The sequence below is a fragment of the Tibeticola sp. genome (assembly GCF_022759015.1).
GTDB lineage: Bacteria > Pseudomonadota > Gammaproteobacteria > Burkholderiales > Burkholderiaceae_C > Tibeticola > Tibeticola sediminis.
Genome location: NZ_JAEMQB010000173.1, coordinates 1 through 14,259, shown reverse-complemented (window position 1 = coordinate 14,259; position 14,259 = coordinate 1). Strand labels below are relative to the sequence as shown.

The following is a 14,259-nucleotide window of genomic DNA, read 5'->3' as shown; positions in this document are numbered from 1 at the left end:
CGGTGGCCGAGGCGCCGCTCGGGCAACGCGTCGCGGTGCTCGTGGGTATCGGCGTGCTGATGACCGTTGGGGTCTACGGCCTGGTGGCAGCGATCGTCAAGGCCGACGACTTCGGTCTTTGGCTCAGCGCGCGGCCCCGGGCGCTGTCCCGTGCGATCGGTCGGGGTATCTTGCGGGCCGCGCCTCGATTCATGCGCGCGCTTTCGGTGCTGGGCACGGCGGCGATGTTCACGGTGGGTGGTGGCATCCTCGCCCATGGCGTGCCGCCGCTGCATCACGCGATCGAAACCGTCGCCGAACAGAGCCACAACTGGCCGCCGGCGGGGGCTTGGCCCGCAGTGCTGACGCTCCTGCTGGGCGCGGGCGTCGGTTTGGCGCTGGGCGGTCTGGTGGCTGGGGCTTGGGGTGTGGTGCAGCGTCTACGAGGGACCGGCTCTATGGGCTGAGGGCTGCAGGGGGGGCCGAGGGCGCGCTCAAACCTCAGCGCGACGGCCGGGTGCGGTAGAACTGCAGCGGCAACTCGCGGGCGGCGGCGCGAACGCGCGGCTTGAGGCGCCCGACCACATGCATTTCGCAGGGTTTGCAGTCAAAGCGCAGCGTCAGACGCTCGTTGCCGTGCTGCAGCGTCAGCGGCTCGGCGCGCACCGTTCCTTGCACACCCGTGACGCCTTTGGCCTGCTTGGGGCATAGGCTCAGCGAGTAGCGCACACAGTGCTTGGTGATCATGAGGCTGACTTCGCCTTCCTCCTCGTGGCTCTCGAACGCCGCAGCGATGAGCTTGACGCCGTGGCGGGCATAGAAGTCACGCGCCTTGTGGTTGTAGACGTTGGCAAGGTAGCTCAGCGTGTCTTCCGGGTAGGCGACCGGCGGCTCGACCGGGGCGGCGCGCAGGGGTCGCGTCCATGCGGCGGCCCGCGCGGCTTCGAGCGCCGCGATGGCGTCGCGGCGCAGCCGGTTGAGCTGTGAGGGTGGAGCGAACCACGGGCGCGGCAGATCCAGCGTGATGTCGATCGGCTCGAAGATCGTCTCGCCCAGCCGGGCGAGCTGCGCGCGCAGCGCCTCGGCTGCAGGGGCGTCGTCACGCGGCGCTGCGTAGGGCAGGGGTAACTCGGCGCGGGCCTCGTGGCCGGCCTCGTCGGTGAGCAGCAGGCTCAGGCCTTCGGCATGGGGCGTCTCACTGAGGCGCATCCACACGCCGATGCGGCGTTCAGCGGATTTTTTCTCGAGCGCGCGGACCCAGGCCATGTCGCGGTTGCGGTGGATGCGGGTGCCGCGGCGCAGGTCGCGCAGGCTACTCATGGGGTCTTTGGGCCAGGCGCGCCACAGGCCGTTGGGGCCTGCGCGCTCGGCCCGGTTGATCTGCGCGCCCATGAGCTCCTGCTGCGCATCGAAATAGCACAGGCCGTCGCCGTTGTGCAGTTCGAGCGTGGGGTCGTCGGCTTCGAACTCGAAGAACTCGGTGGTGGCCTGCGTCACCCAGCCCACCGGCTGCCCCGCGTTCTTGGGCGTGTCGAAGGCGCCGATGTCCGCCTGTCGGCCGCGCACGAAATAGTCGGTGAAGGCGCGGTTGAAGTTCTGGTTCGGATCGGGGGTGAAGCTGAAGCGGCAACGCCCGTCGGAGGCTCGGGCCAGGTCCGTGCGGGCTTCGAGCAACCCGTCGAGCAGGCCCCGGTAGTGGGCCGTGATGTTCTTCACATAGCCCATGTCTTTGTAGCGGCCCTCGATCTTGAAGCTGCGGATGCCCGCGTCGATGAGCGCTTCGAGGTTCGCACTCTGGTTGTTGTCCTTCATCGACAGCACATGCTTGTCGTGCGCGACGAAGCGGCCCTGGGCATCGAGCACCTGATAGGGCAGGCGGCAGGCCTGCGAGCAGTCGCCGCGGTTGGCGCTGCGGCCGGTGTGGGCTTCACTGATGTAGCACTGCCCGCTGTAGGCCACGCAGAGCGCACCGTGGATGAAGAACTCCAGCGTGCTGCGCGCGGAATCGGTTGCCGCGCGCACGGCGGCGATTTGTTCCAGCGTGAGCTCGCGGGCGAGCACGAGCTGCGACAAGCCCACGTCCTGCAGAAAGCGGGCCTTCTCGGGTGTGCGGATGTCGCACTGGGTGCTGGCGTGCAGTTCGATAGGCGGCAGGTCGAGTTCGAGCAAGCCCATGTCCTGGATGATGAGCGCGTCCACGCCCGCGTTCCAAAGCTCATGCACCAGGCGGCGCGCGGGCTCGAGCTCGTCGTCACGCAGGATGGTGTTGAGCGTGACGAACACGCGGGCATGAAAGCGGTGCGCGTGCTTGACCAGCCGCTCGATCTCAGAGACGGGGTTGTCGGCGGCGGCGCGGGCACCGAACGACGGGCCGCCGATGTAGACGGCGTCGGCGCCGTGGTTCACCGCCTCGATACCGATGTCGGCATCGCGGGCGGGCGCCAGCAGTTCGATCTGGTGGGGAAGTAAGGCCATCGGGCGATTATCCGGGCTGCAAGCGCGGTGACAGCGGTTTCGATACGGGTAAGCTCGGGCCATGCGAGTGCCGCGATTCTCTGAGCCATCCGCCACCCGTTTCGAGATCGTCGACGCCCTGCGGGGCGCGGCGGTGGTGTGGATGACGGTTTATCACTTCTGCTTCGACCTGCGACACTTCGGCTACCTGCAGTCGGAGTTCTACCGGGACCCGTTTTGGACCCTGCAGCGCACGGTCATCGTGAGTCTGTTTCTGTGGACGGCGGGGCTGAGCCAGGCCATCGCTTGGCACCAAGGGCAGGGTTGGGCGCGCTTCTGGCGGCGCTGGACGCAGGTGGCCGGCTGCGCGCTGCTGGTGAGTGCGGGCTCGTACCTGATGTTTCCGCGCAGTTTCATCTGGTTCGGCGTGCTGCATGGGCTGGCGGTCATGCTTGTGATTGCACGCTTGAGCGCGCCTGCGGGTCGCTGGCTCTGGCCGCTCGGCGCACTTGCGATTGCTACGCCTTTTATAGCACAAGCGGTCCATTCCACGCTGGGATATTGGCCATTTCCTTGGATTTTTGACGAAAAATGGCTCGCTTGGCTCGGCTGGGTGAGCCGCAAGCCCATCACCGAGGATTACGTCCCGGTGTTCCCCTGGCTGGGCGTGATGCTCTGGGGAGTGGCGGCCGGGCAATGGCTGATGCGCGCGCGGCCGCAGTGGCTGCAGGTTCGCGTGCCTGCGCCCGCCCGCCCGCTGGTGACGCTCGGTCGATGGAGCCTCACCTGGTACATGCTGCATCAGCCGGTGCTGATAGGCGCGCTGATGGCATGGCAGGCGCTGCGCTGAACCCAAGGGGAGAAGGCCGGGCGGACACGAAAAAGCCCGGTTCCGGCCGGGCTTTTTGAGGGGCGACGGGGCTCGCTTTACTGCACCTTGGCCTTGGCGCGCAGCTCGTCTTGGAACTTGGCGAGCTTTTGCTGCGCGAGCTGGGCGCGCAACTGCTGCTTTTGCTGCTCGGTGAGTTCTTCGAAGGTCGGCAGCTTGGCGTCACGCACATCGTCGACGCGAATGATGTGCCAGCCGAATTGCGACTTCACGGGCGTTTCGGTCATTTGACCTTTGCTGAGTTTCACCATCGCGCTGGAAAACTCGGGCACGAAGCTGTTGGCGTTGGCCCAGTCGAGATCGCCACCGTTGGCTGCCGAGCCGGGGTCTTTCGAAGCCTTCTTGGCCAGCTCCTCGAACTTCGCGCCGTTCTTGATTTGCTCGATGAGTTTTTTCGCCTCTTCTTCGGACTCGACCAGGATGTGGCGAACCCGGTACTCCTTGCCCCCGTTGGCGGCGACGTACTTGGCGTACTCTTCCTTCAGCTCGGCGTCGGTGACCGGGTTCTTCTTCTGGTAGTCGGCGAACAGTTCGCGGATCAGGATGCTCTGGCGGGCCAGTTCCAGCTGTTCCTTGTAGTCCTGCGTGGCGTCCAAGCCGCGCTTGGTCGCTTCCTGCATGAAGATTTCTCGCGTGATGACCTCGTCCTTGAGTTGATCCTTCATCTCAGGAGGAACCGGGCGGCCCGAACGTGCAAGCTGCTGCTCGAGTGCCGTCAGCCGTGACTTGGGCACGGGCTTGCCGTTGACGATGGCGAGGTTTTGAGCGAGGGCACCCAGCGACAGCGCGCCGAGCATGGTGGCCACTGCGACGGTGCGCAGAACTTGCTTCTTCATGGAACGATCCTTGAGGGTCTGGAAAAGGGGGCTGTTGCGTGGACCACGGCCAAGAGGGGGCAGCCGGTGGCCCGTGTCAGAGGATTTCGATGGCGACGGCATGGACGCCGGCGGCCAGAAAATCGTGCAGCGCATCATACACAAGCCGATGCCGGGCCACGCGGCTGCGGCCCTCGAAAACCGGGGCGGCAATCCGCACCCGGAAATGCGTTCCGACGCCGCTGTCGTTCGCGCCCGCATGCCCCGCGTGCAGCGCGCTTTCATCGATGACTTCGAGCTGGGTCGGGCGCAAGCGCTCGCGCAGCCGCTCGGCCATCTGCTCATGCAAGGGCTGCGCGCGGCTCATTGCTGCCGTCCTTCGTGGGCGTCTTCGGCCTCGAGGTGGCGCGAGATATAGACCGCCTGAGCGAGGATGAACACGAGCGGGAAGGCATAGCCCCAGAGCTTGAAGTTGACCCAGGTTTCGGTGCTGAAGAAAGCCGCGACGACGCCGTTGATGCCGGCCATGAACGCGCAGTAGAGCACCCAGGCGACGTTGAGCCGGTGCCACACCCGCGGCGGCAGGCTCAGCTGGCTGCCCAGCAACAACTGGAGATAATTTTTGCGCCAGACCCACAAAGCCAGCCCCAGCCCCAGCGCCAACCCGGCATACAGCACGGTGGGCTTCCACTTGATGAAGCGTTCATCGTGCAGGCCCAGCGTGAGGGCGCCAAAACCGAGCACCAGCGCCAGCGTGATCTTGTGCATGGCGGTCAGCTTGCGGTCGATCGCATACATCGCGCCCATTTGCAACACGGTGGCGGCCATCAGCACGGCGGTCGCGGTGTAAATGTCGGCGAGCTTGTAGGCTGCGAAAAACAGCAGGATCGGAAAGAAGTCGAGGGCGATTTTCATTCGGCGCGGGGGGTGGGGTCGCCTGGGGCGGCAGGGTTTGCCGCGTGGGCGCGAGGCTCGAAGTCTAGCGAGGCTGAATTCATGCAATAGCGCAGGCCGGTGGGCGCGGGGCCATCTTCGAACACATGGCCCAGGTGCGCGCCGCACTGGCTGCAGACCGTCTCCACCCGCACCATGCCGTGGCTGCGGTCGATGCGCTCGGTGATGGCACCGGGCACAGCCTCGCTGAAGCTCGGCCAGCCGCAGCCCGCATCGAACTTGGTGCTCGAGTCGAACAGCAACTGGCCGCAGCAGATGCAGCGGTAGCTGCCGTCGGCCCAGACCCGTTCGTACTTGCCCGTAAAAGGCCGCTCGGTGGCCGCACGGCGCGTCACCTCGAAGGCCAGCGGTTCGGCACCCTTGGCCGCGAGCAACGCGCGCCATTCGTCGTCGGTTTTCTCGATCGTGCTCATGAGGAACAGCTCAGTTGGAGTTGGGCCGCCCACTCGGGCGGGAAATCGGCGAGCGATTCGCAGCCGGGGTGCTCGTCAAAGGGACTCTCCAGCACGGTTTGCAACCGGGCCAGCGGCGCGAAATCACTCGCGCTCGCCGCCCGGATCACCTCCTCGGCCAGATGCTTGCGCAAAATGTACTTGGGATTGGTTTTGAGCATCAATGCAGCCGAGTGCCGGCGTGAAATGGAGCTAAGGCGCTCTGAATATCGGAGCATCCAGGTGTCGAACGCGAGTCGGTCGAGGAACAGGTCGCGCACGGGCGCGAGCGCATCGCCGGCGATGTGCCGCGAGAGGCGGCGCCAAAAGATCGTGTAGTCCACCCGCTCGCGCGCCAGCAGCGCCAGCACCTCGTCGATCAAGATGCCGTCGCCCGGCTGGGCATCGGTCAGCCCGAGCTTGGCCCGCATGCGCGCCTCGAACGCCGCCGCAAAACGCCGCGGGTAGGGCGTGAGGGCCTGCACGGCCCGCTCGGGCTCACCGATCAGCGGCAGCAAGGCTTCGGCCAGGCAATACAGGTTCCAGCGCGCCACTTCGGGCTGTCGATCGAAGGCATAGCGTCCGTAGACGTCGGTGTGGTTGCAGATGTGGCCAGGCTCGAACGCGTCGAGGAAGGCAAACGGGCCATAGTCGAGCGTGAGCCCGAGCAGGCTCATGTTGTCGGTGTTCATCACGCCGTGGCAAAAGCCCACCGCCTGCCAGTGCGCCAACAACCCGGCCGTGCGTTCCGTGACGGCAGCCAGCAGCGCGCAAGCGGTCTCGGCCACGTCCTGCCGCTCGCACTCCGGGTAGAAGTGCGTGACGGCATAGTCGAGCAGGGCGCGCAGTTCCTCGGTCTTGCCGCGCCAGGCGAAATATTCGAAATGCCCAAAGCGCAGAAAGCTCGGCGCCGCGCGGGTCACCACCGCCGCCGTTTCCACCGTTTCGCGCAGCACCGGCGCGGGCGATCCCACGATGCACAGCGCGCGCGTCGTCGGCACGCCCAAGGCATGCATGGCTTCGCTGGCCAGAAACTCACGGATGCTCGAGCGCAACACGGCCCGACCGTCGCCCATGCGCGAAAACGGTGTGAGCCCGCTGCCTTTGAGCTGCAGCTCCATGCTCTCACCGCTGGGCGTCAGAACCTCGCCAAGCAGAATCGCGCGGCCATCGCCGAGCTGCCCCGCCCAATGGCCGAACTGGTGGCCACCGTAGACGCTCGCCAGCGGCGCACTGCCCGCCAGCGGCGCGTTGCCGGCAAATACCGCCAGGGCTTCCTCGCTGGCCAGCCAGTGGGGCGGCAGGCCCAGCGTCTCCCCGAGCCGGGTGCTTCGAGCTACCCAGTATGGCGCGGGCAGCGGTTGGGGCGCGATCCGGGCGTAGAAAGCCCCACCGAGCCTCGAGAACCGGTTTTGCCATTGCAGCGGAGCCCGAACCAGCGGCGGCGCGCTGGAGGCTGGGGCGACGTCGACATCCATGGCAGGATTGTCGTCGCGACGCTTTCGTCCTGCGGCGCAAAGGGACTTCAGGCGATTGGACCCGCGTGCGGTGCGCTTCCCGGCCGCGGGGTGAGTCCGGATGTTCCCCGATGCGCACAGCCGCATGTTCGGCCTAGGATCATGCGTCCACGACTGTTCCACAACCAACGAGTACCGAAGGAGCCTGACCATGCTGATGGGCCTGATGCAAAGCCAACCGCTGTTGATTTCCGCCTTGATCGAGTTCGCGGCGCGCCACCATGGCGACGCCGAGATCGTCTCCCGCCGTGTGGAGGGCGACATCCACCGCTACACCTACCGCGATTTGGCGTCGCGTTCCCGGCAGGTCGCGGGCGCGCTCGACGGCCTCGGCCTCGCCATGGGGGACCGGGTCGCCACGCTCGCTTGGAATGGCTATCGGCATCTCGAGCTGTATTTCGGTGTCAGCGGCTCGGGTCGCGTGCTGCACACCATCAACCCGCGCCTGCATCCGGACCAAATCGCTTGGATCGCCAACCACGCCGAGGACCAGGTCGTTTGCTTCGACATGAGCTTCCTGCCGATCATCCAGGCCATCCACGGCAAATGCCCAACGGTGCGCCACTGGATTGCGCTGTGCGAAGCGCACGCGCTGCCGGCCAACACCGGCATTCCGGGCTTGCGCAGTTATGAAGATTGGGTCGCTGGGCAGTCCACCGACTATGACTGGCCTGTTTTCGACGAAAACGCGGCGTCGAGCATGTGCTACACCAGCGGCACCACCGGCAACCCCAAGGCGGCGCTGTACAGCCACCGCTCCACCATCCTGCACGCTTACGCGGCTGCCTTGCCCGACGTGATGTGCTTGAGCGCGCGCGATGCCATCTTGCCCGTCGTGCCGATGTTCCACGTCAACGCCTGGGGCATTCCATATTCGGCTGCGTTGGTCGGCTCGAAACTGGTTTTCCCGGGGTCCGCGCTCGACGGCAAGTCGATCTATGAACTGATCGAGGCCGAGGGGGTGACCTACGCGGCGGGCGTGCCGACCGTCTGGCAGATGCTGCTGGCGCACATGAAGGCGCACGGTCTGCGTTTCAGCACCCTCAAGCGTACCGTCATCGGTGGATCGGCTTGTCCGCCCGCCATGATCGAGGCGTTCAAGAATGACTACGGCGTCGAAGTGCTGCATGCCTGGGGCATGACGGAGATGAGCCCGCTCGGCACCGTCTGCACGCTCAAGAACAAGCACCTCGGGCTCCCCGAGGACGAGCAGATGAAAATCCGCATGAAGCAGGGCCGAGCCATCTTTGGTGTGGACATGAAGATCGTCGACGCCGAGGGCCGCGAACTGCCCTGGGACGGCAAGACCTCGGGCAATCTGCTCGTCAAAGGCCCGTGGATCATCCGCGAGTACTTCAAGGGCGAGGGCGGTGACCCGCTCGTCGACGGATGGTTCCCGACCGGGGACGTCGCCACCATCGACCCCGACGGCTACATGCAGATCACCGACCGCAGCAAGGATGTCATCAAGTCCGGCGGGGAGTGGATCAGCTCGATCGACGTCGAAAACATCGCGATGGCGCATCCCGCGGTTCAAATGGCCGCATGCATCGGTGTCAAGCATCCGAAGTGGGACGAACGGCCGATCGTGGTCGTCGTCAAGCGGCCCGGTGCCGAACTCAGCCGCGAAGAGCTTTTGGCCTTCTACGAGGGCAAGATTGCCAAATGGCAAATTCCGGACGACGTGGTCTTTGTCGACGCGATTCCGCTGGGTGCGACCGGCAAAATGCTCAAGACCAAGCTGCGTGAAATGCTGGCCGACTACCGCTTGCCGACGGCATAAGGGTATTGGCGTCGCGCGCCGGCAGCCGAGTCGCATCGGCGATAGCCCATAGGGACTATCCCTGATCCTCGCGACGGCCAGCGCCTTTAGGCTCACGCTTCGATCCACCCACAGACCTCAGGAGACACCGATGAAGCCGATGTTCAAGCTTGCCGCCCTAGCCGCCCTGATGCTCAGCGCGGGCTGGGTCCATGCCCAAAAGGGTGAGACCGTCAAAATCGCCCACATCGATCCGCTCACGGGTCTGATGGGGCCGGTCGGCAACAACCAGCTCAACAGTTTCAAGTTCATGGCCGAAGAGTTCAGCAAGAACAACCCGGCCGGCGTGAAATTTGAGATGGTTTCTTTCGACAACAAGCTCAGCCCTGCAGAGAGCCTCAACGCCCTCAAAGCCGCGATCGACCAAGGCGTGCGCTATATCGCGCAAGGCAACGGTTCGTCAGTCGCTGGCGCGCTGATTGAGGCGGTGGCCAAGCACAACGCACGCAATCCCGGCAAGGAAGTCGTTTTCCTGAACTACGCGGCGGTCGATCCGGACTTCACCAACAGCAAGTGCAACTATTGGCACTTCCGCTTCGACGCCGACACCTCCATGAAGATGGAAGCGCTGACCACCTTCATCAAGGATCAGCCCGAGGTGAAGAAGGTTTACTTGCTCAACCAGAACTACTCACACGGGCAGCAGGTTTCGCGGTACGCCAAAGAGATGCTGGCCCGCAAGCGCCCCGACATCCAAATCGTCGGGGACGACCTGCATCCGCTCGCGCAGGTTCGAGACTTTGCCCCCTATGTCGCCAAGATCAAGGCTTCGGGGGCCGACTCGGTGATCACCGGCAACTGGGGCTCCGACCTGGCTCTGCTCATCAAAGCCGCGAACGAGGCCGGCTACACCGGCAAATTCTTCACCTACTACACCGGCGTGACCGGCACCCCCTCGGCCCTGGGCAAGAACGGTGAGGGCCGGGTCTATCAGGTTGCCTACAACCACTACAACATGGGCGGGCAGATGCAGCAATGGATGGCCGAGTTCAAGAAGCGCTACAACGACGACTTCTATACCGGCGCCGTCGTGCATGTTTTCAAGGGGCTCAGTGAGGCGATGGCCAAAGCCAAATCGACCGACCCGGTCAAGGTGGCCGCGAACCTCGAGGGCCTACGCTTCAACAGCTTCAACGGCGAGGTCGAAATGCGCAAGACCGACCATCAGCTGCAGCAGCCCTTGTTCATCACGGTCTGGAAGCAAGCCGACAAAAAATATCCGTACAGCCCTGAGAACACCGGCATGACGCTCGTCCCCGTGAAGGAGTTCCCAGCGTACGTCGCCAGTACCCCGACGAGTTGCCAGATGCAACGGCCTTGAGCCTTGAGTCGCCGAGTGCCCCTTTCCCGAGGCGCTTCTGAGCCTGCGCATGCCCCGAGCCCGGCGGGTGAACGACCGCCGGAACTCGTCGGGCTGTGCGTTTCAATTACATCATGGAATTTTTCATCCTCTCTTTGCTCAACGGCGTCAGCTACGGCTTGCTGTTGTTCATGCTGAGCGCGGGCCTGACCCTGATCTTCAGCATGATGGGTGTGCTGAACTTCGCCCACGCTGCCTTTTACATGCTCGGCGCTTACCTCGGCTACACGGTCTCGACGAAGCTGGGTTTTTGGGCGGCCTTGGTCCTGGCCCCCGTACTCGTCGGGCTGCTCGGAGCCGGTTTCGAGCGCTGGGCGCTGCGGCGCGTGCATGCGTATGGGCACGTTCCCGAGTTGCTGATCACCTTCGGGCTTTCCTACATCTTGACCGAGCTGGTCCAGCTCATCTGGGGGCGCACCGCGCTGGAGTTTCAGCCCCCCGAAGTGCTCAGGGGGCCCGCCTTCACGCTGGTGCACCACAGTGCCGAAGGCTTTCAATGGTTCTGGGGGGCGGCCCCTGAGGCAGCCTGCCGAGCCTCGGACGCCGCGGTGCGCGTGATTTGTTCGCCGTTTCCGGCGACCCGCGCCTTCATGATGCTGGTGGCCCTGGCCATGCTGTTGTCCCTATGGCTGCTGCTGACGCGCACGCGCATCGGTCTGGTGATTCAGGCTGCGCTGGCGCACCCCGACATGGTCGAGGCACTCGGTCACAACGTGCCGCGGGTGTTCATGGGGGTTTTTGGCGCGGGTGCCGCGCTCGCCGGGCTGGCCGGCGTGATTGGCGGAAGCACCTTCGTCACCGAACCCGCGATGGCGGCCACCGTGGGCTCGATCATCTTCGTCGTGGTCGTCGTCGGTGGCTTGGGGTCGCTGGCCGGTGCATTCCTGGCCTCGCTGATCATTGGCGTGATTCAGACCTTTGCCGTCGCCATCGACTATTCGCTGGGGCAGCTTCTCGTCTCCCTGGTCGGGCCAAGGCTGGGCGCCTGGCAGGAAAGCAGCCTGCTGCGGCTCACGCTGTCGCAGGTGGCGCCGATTCTTCCGTATTTGTTCTTGGTGCTGATTCTGATTTTCCGGCCCAAGGGTTTGCTGGGAACCCGGGAGGGCTGAGATGCAGACGCGTTCGACCGATGCCAAGGTGATGATGGTGCCGAACACCCGCTGGGCCTGGGCGGCTTTTGCGTGCGTGCTGGCGGCGATGCCGTGGCTCTTTCACAGCAGTTTTTCCATCACCATGCTCTCGCAAATGGGCATCGCGATCATCGCTTGCCTGTCATACAACATGCTGCTCGGACAGGGCGGGATGCTGAGTTTTGGGCATGCGGTTTATTCGGGTTTGGGGGCCTACCTCGCCATCCACGCCATGAACCTCGCCGCCGCCGGCAACCTGTGGCTGCCCGTGCCGCTGGTGCCGCTGGTCGGCGGGCTCGGCGGCTTGTTTTTCGCCGCGCTTTTTGGCTATGTGACGACGAAAAAGGCGGGAACGCCGTTTGCCATGATCACGCTCGGGATGGGTGAGCTGGTGTTCGCGATGTCGCTCATGTTCGCCGAGTTTTTCGGGGGTGAGGCGGGGATTTCGGGCAATCGGGTGTACGGCCGCCCGCTGCTGGGGTTCACGTTTGGCCCGGCCATCGAGGTGTATTACCTCATCGCGATCTACACCTTCCTCTGCGCCGTGGCGATGTATGGGCTGACGCAAACGCCGCTCGGGCGCATCCTCAACGCGGTTCGCGACAACCCGGAGCGGGTGGAGTTCATCGGCTATGACCCGCAACGCGTGCGCTATCTGGCATTCCTGAGTTCGGGGTTTTTCGCGGGCGTCGCTGGAGGGCTGGGCGCCGTGCTGTTCGAAATCGTCACGGCCGAAGTGGTGGGGGCGGCTCGCTCGGGGGCCTATCTGCTGTTCACCTTTTTGGGCGGGGCCACGTTCTTTTTTGGGCCAATGTTGGGCGGCGTGTTGATGGTTCTGGCCTTTATGCTCTTGTCCGAATGGACCAAGGCGTGGTTGCTCTACCTAGGGCTCGCCTTCATGTTGATGGTCATGTTCGCGCCGGGTGGCCTGGCCAGTTTGGTTATGCTGCATGTGCAGTGGATTCGACAAGGTCGCCTGGCCAAGATCGCAGGTCCCTACCTGGCCTTGATACTGGCCGGTGTGGCGGTCTTTTTGGCTGCCGCCGCGCTGATCGAAATGGTCTACGCGCTGCAACTCAACGCGGGCGGTGAGGAGGTTCTGCGATTCCTTGGGGTAGATCTGCGGCCTCGGGCGCTTTCGAACTGGCTGGCGTGTGGCTTGGCACTGGTGGTTTCGAGCGCATGGTTCGAGTGGACGCGGCGTGCCTTCCTGAAGCGATGGGCCGCGGTGAGCAGCGCTCCCGCAGATGAAGTCTTGCCGGATGCCTCGGCGACCCGGGAGGCGCACTGATGGTGGCGAATCCAGGGCAAGCGGCGCTCGAACTGCGTCAGTTGCGCAAGAGGTTTGGCGAGACCGAGATCATCCGGGGCGTCGACCTGGCGGTCCGGCGCGGGGAGCGGGTGGCGGTCATCGGGCCCAATGGCGCAGGGAAGTCCACACTGTTCAACCTCATCAGCGGCCGATTCGCGCCGAGCAGCGGCGAGATTTGGCTCAATGGGGTGCGCATCGATGGCAAAAGGCCGTTCGAAATCAATCGGCTTGGACTCTCACGAAGTTTCCAGATCACCAACGTCTTCCCCAAGCTCAGCGTGTTCGAAAACCTACGCTGCAGCGTGCTGTGGTCGTCGGGCTATGGCTACACGTTTTTCAAGAACCTGGCGCGCTTGCGGGACGTCAACGAACGCGCCGAGGCGCTGATGGGCAGCATCCATCTCGAACACCGGCGCGACGTGCTCGCGGCGAATCTGACCTATGCCGAGCAACGTGCGCTCGAGATCGGCATCACCATCGCCGGTGGCGCCGAGGTGATCTTGCTCGACGAGCCGACCGCCGGCATGAGCCATCACGAGACCGAACATTTCATCGGCCTCATCCGCTCCGTGACCGAGGGCAAGACCTTGCTCACCGTCGAGCATGACATGAGCGTGGTTTTCGGACTGGCTGACCGGATTGCCGTCGTGGTCTACGGCGAGGTGATTGCCTTCGACACGCCGCAGGCCGTTCGCGCGAACCCCAAGGTCCAGGAGGCGTATCTCGGCGCGGTCGTCGAGGCGGCGTCGAGTCAGGGGGCGCATCATGCTTGAGGTGCAAGGGCTCCACGCCTACTACGGCAAAAGCCATGTGCTCCATGGCGTGGATCTGCAGGTGGGAGCGGGCGAAATCGTTGCGCTCTTGGGGCGCAATGGCTCGGGCCGCTCGACGACCGCCAAGGCGATCATGGGGTTGGTGCACCGCGAGGGTCGGGTGCGCTGGAAAGGGCAGGACATCACGGGCTTGCGCACCTACCAGATTGCTCGGCTCGGGCTCGGCTATGTGCCCGAGAGCCGGGACATCTTCCCCAAGCTCACGGTAGCGCAAAACCTGCTGCTGGGCTTGAAGGGCGCTCGGGTTCGCAGCCGCTGGTCGTTCGAGGACATGTACGCGATGTTTCCGCGGCTCAAGGAGCGCGAACACACCGAAGCAGGCGTGCTCTCGGGCGGCGAGCAGCAGATGTTGACGCTGTGCCGAACGATCATGGGCGACCCGGACTTGGTGCTGATCGATGAGCCAACCGAAGGGCTTGCGCCCATGATCGTCGAACAGGTGGGGCATTTTCTGAGCACGCTCAAAGAGCGCGGGGTGTCCGTCCTGCTGATCGAGCAAAAGCTCACGATCGCGATGCGCATCTCCGACCGCGTGCTCGTCATGGGGCACGGCTCGATTGCGTTCGAAGGCAGTCCGGAGGCGCTGCGCGCCCATGAGGCGGTACGCAAGGAGTGGCTGGAGGTCTGAGAGGCTGAGAGGGAATTGGTCATGCCCGCTTTGACGCCCCAAAACACGCCAGAGGGCGTTGCAAATGCGCGCCGTAGCCCGAGCTACGGCTGTGCTTTGCGCCTACTCGGGCGCGTTTTGGGGCGCCCCTTCGGG

At 64.6% G+C, this 14,259-nt stretch carries 14 protein-coding genes; 8 read left to right on the top strand and 6 right to left on the bottom strand.

Annotation, left to right across the window (positions count from 1 at the left end; genetic code table 11):
- The coding region (locus JHC36_RS11005) for a DUF808 family protein (protein ID WP_287919059.1) at positions 1–446 on the top strand (446 nt) is incomplete at its 5' end.
- Between the two features lie 34 nt (positions 447–480).
- Here JHC36_RS11005 and JHC36_RS11000 read toward each other — a convergent pair.
- Positions 481–2,454 carry a peptidase U32 family protein gene (locus JHC36_RS11000; protein WP_287919056.1) on the bottom strand — a complete coding sequence of 658 codons (1,974 nt, stop codon included), beginning with the start codon at positions 2,452–2,454 and terminating at the stop codon, positions 481–483.
- Between the two features lie 61 nt (positions 2,455–2,515).
- Between JHC36_RS11000 and JHC36_RS10995 the strand changes: the two genes are divergently transcribed.
- Positions 2,516–3,283 (top strand): acetyltransferase domain-containing protein, encoded by a 768-nt coding sequence (locus JHC36_RS10995; protein WP_287919054.1) that lies wholly within the window; start codon positions 2,516–2,518, stop codon positions 3,281–3,283.
- A gap of 77 nt (positions 3,284–3,360) precedes the next feature.
- Here the strand turns inward: JHC36_RS10995 and JHC36_RS10990 are convergent, their stop codons facing one another.
- The 5 genes from JHC36_RS10990 to JHC36_RS10970 all read right to left on the bottom strand — a co-directional run bounded on the left by JHC36_RS10990 (position 3,361) and on the right by JHC36_RS10970 (position 7,000).
- Positions 3,361–4,158, bottom strand: coding sequence for a peptidylprolyl isomerase (locus tag JHC36_RS10990; RefSeq protein WP_287919053.1), 798 nt, complete (start codon positions 4,156–4,158; stop codon positions 3,361–3,363).
- Between the two features lie 76 nt (positions 4,159–4,234).
- A complete protein-coding gene (locus tag JHC36_RS10985; protein ID WP_287919051.1) occupies positions 4,235–4,504 on the bottom strand; it encodes a BolA family protein in 270 nt (89 codons plus the stop codon).
- Positions 4,501–5,052: a septation protein A gene (locus JHC36_RS10980; RefSeq protein WP_124221595.1), complete on the bottom strand. Its 552-nt coding sequence runs from the start codon at positions 5,050–5,052 to the stop codon at positions 4,501–4,503. The genes JHC36_RS10985 and JHC36_RS10980 overlap by 4 nt, the downstream gene beginning before the upstream one ends.
- Positions 5,049–5,504, bottom strand: a complete 456-nt coding sequence (msrB, locus tag JHC36_RS10975) for a peptide-methionine (R)-S-oxide reductase MsrB (RefSeq protein ID WP_287919049.1) — start codon at positions 5,502–5,504, stop codon at positions 5,049–5,051. Before msrB ends, JHC36_RS10980 begins: the two co-directional genes overlap by 4 nt.
- On the bottom strand, positions 5,501–7,000 hold the full coding sequence (locus JHC36_RS10970; RefSeq protein WP_287919046.1) for a protein adenylyltransferase SelO: 1,500 nt from the start codon (positions 6,998–7,000) through the stop codon (positions 5,501–5,503). The genes msrB and JHC36_RS10970 overlap by 4 nt, the downstream gene beginning before the upstream one ends.
- Before the next feature lie 193 nt (positions 7,001–7,193).
- Between JHC36_RS10970 and JHC36_RS10965 the strand changes: the two genes are divergently transcribed.
- From JHC36_RS10965 to JHC36_RS10940, 6 genes are all read left to right on the top strand, one after another.
- Positions 7,194–8,822, top strand: coding sequence for a 3-(methylthio)propionyl-CoA ligase (locus JHC36_RS10965; RefSeq protein WP_287919062.1), 1,629 nt, complete (start codon positions 7,194–7,196; stop codon positions 8,820–8,822).
- A 130-nt stretch (positions 8,823–8,952) separates the two neighbouring features.
- Positions 8,953–10,182: a branched-chain amino acid ABC transporter substrate-binding protein gene (locus JHC36_RS10960; protein ID WP_124221602.1), complete on the top strand. Its 1,230-nt coding sequence runs from the start codon at positions 8,953–8,955 to the stop codon at positions 10,180–10,182.
- A gap of 113 nt (positions 10,183–10,295) precedes the next feature.
- The gene (locus JHC36_RS10955) at positions 10,296–11,330 is read left to right on the top strand and encodes a branched-chain amino acid ABC transporter permease (RefSeq protein ID WP_287919043.1); all 1,035 of its coding nucleotides are present in this window, start codon (positions 10,296–10,298) and stop codon (positions 11,328–11,330) included.
- 1 nt (position 11,331) lies between these two features.
- Positions 11,332–12,642, top strand: coding sequence for a branched-chain amino acid ABC transporter permease (locus tag JHC36_RS10950; protein ID WP_287919041.1), 1,311 nt, complete (start codon positions 11,332–11,334; stop codon positions 12,640–12,642).
- The gene (locus JHC36_RS10945) at positions 12,642–13,436 is read left to right on the top strand and encodes an ABC transporter ATP-binding protein (protein WP_287919038.1); all 795 of its coding nucleotides are present in this window, start codon (positions 12,642–12,644) and stop codon (positions 13,434–13,436) included. The genes JHC36_RS10950 and JHC36_RS10945 overlap by 1 nt, the downstream gene beginning before the upstream one ends.
- Entirely contained in the window at positions 13,429–14,124 is a 696-nt protein-coding gene (locus JHC36_RS10940; RefSeq protein WP_124221609.1) for an ABC transporter ATP-binding protein, read from the top strand. Before JHC36_RS10945 ends, JHC36_RS10940 begins: the two co-directional genes overlap by 8 nt.
- The last annotated feature ends 135 nt before the right edge of the window (positions 14,125–14,259 follow it).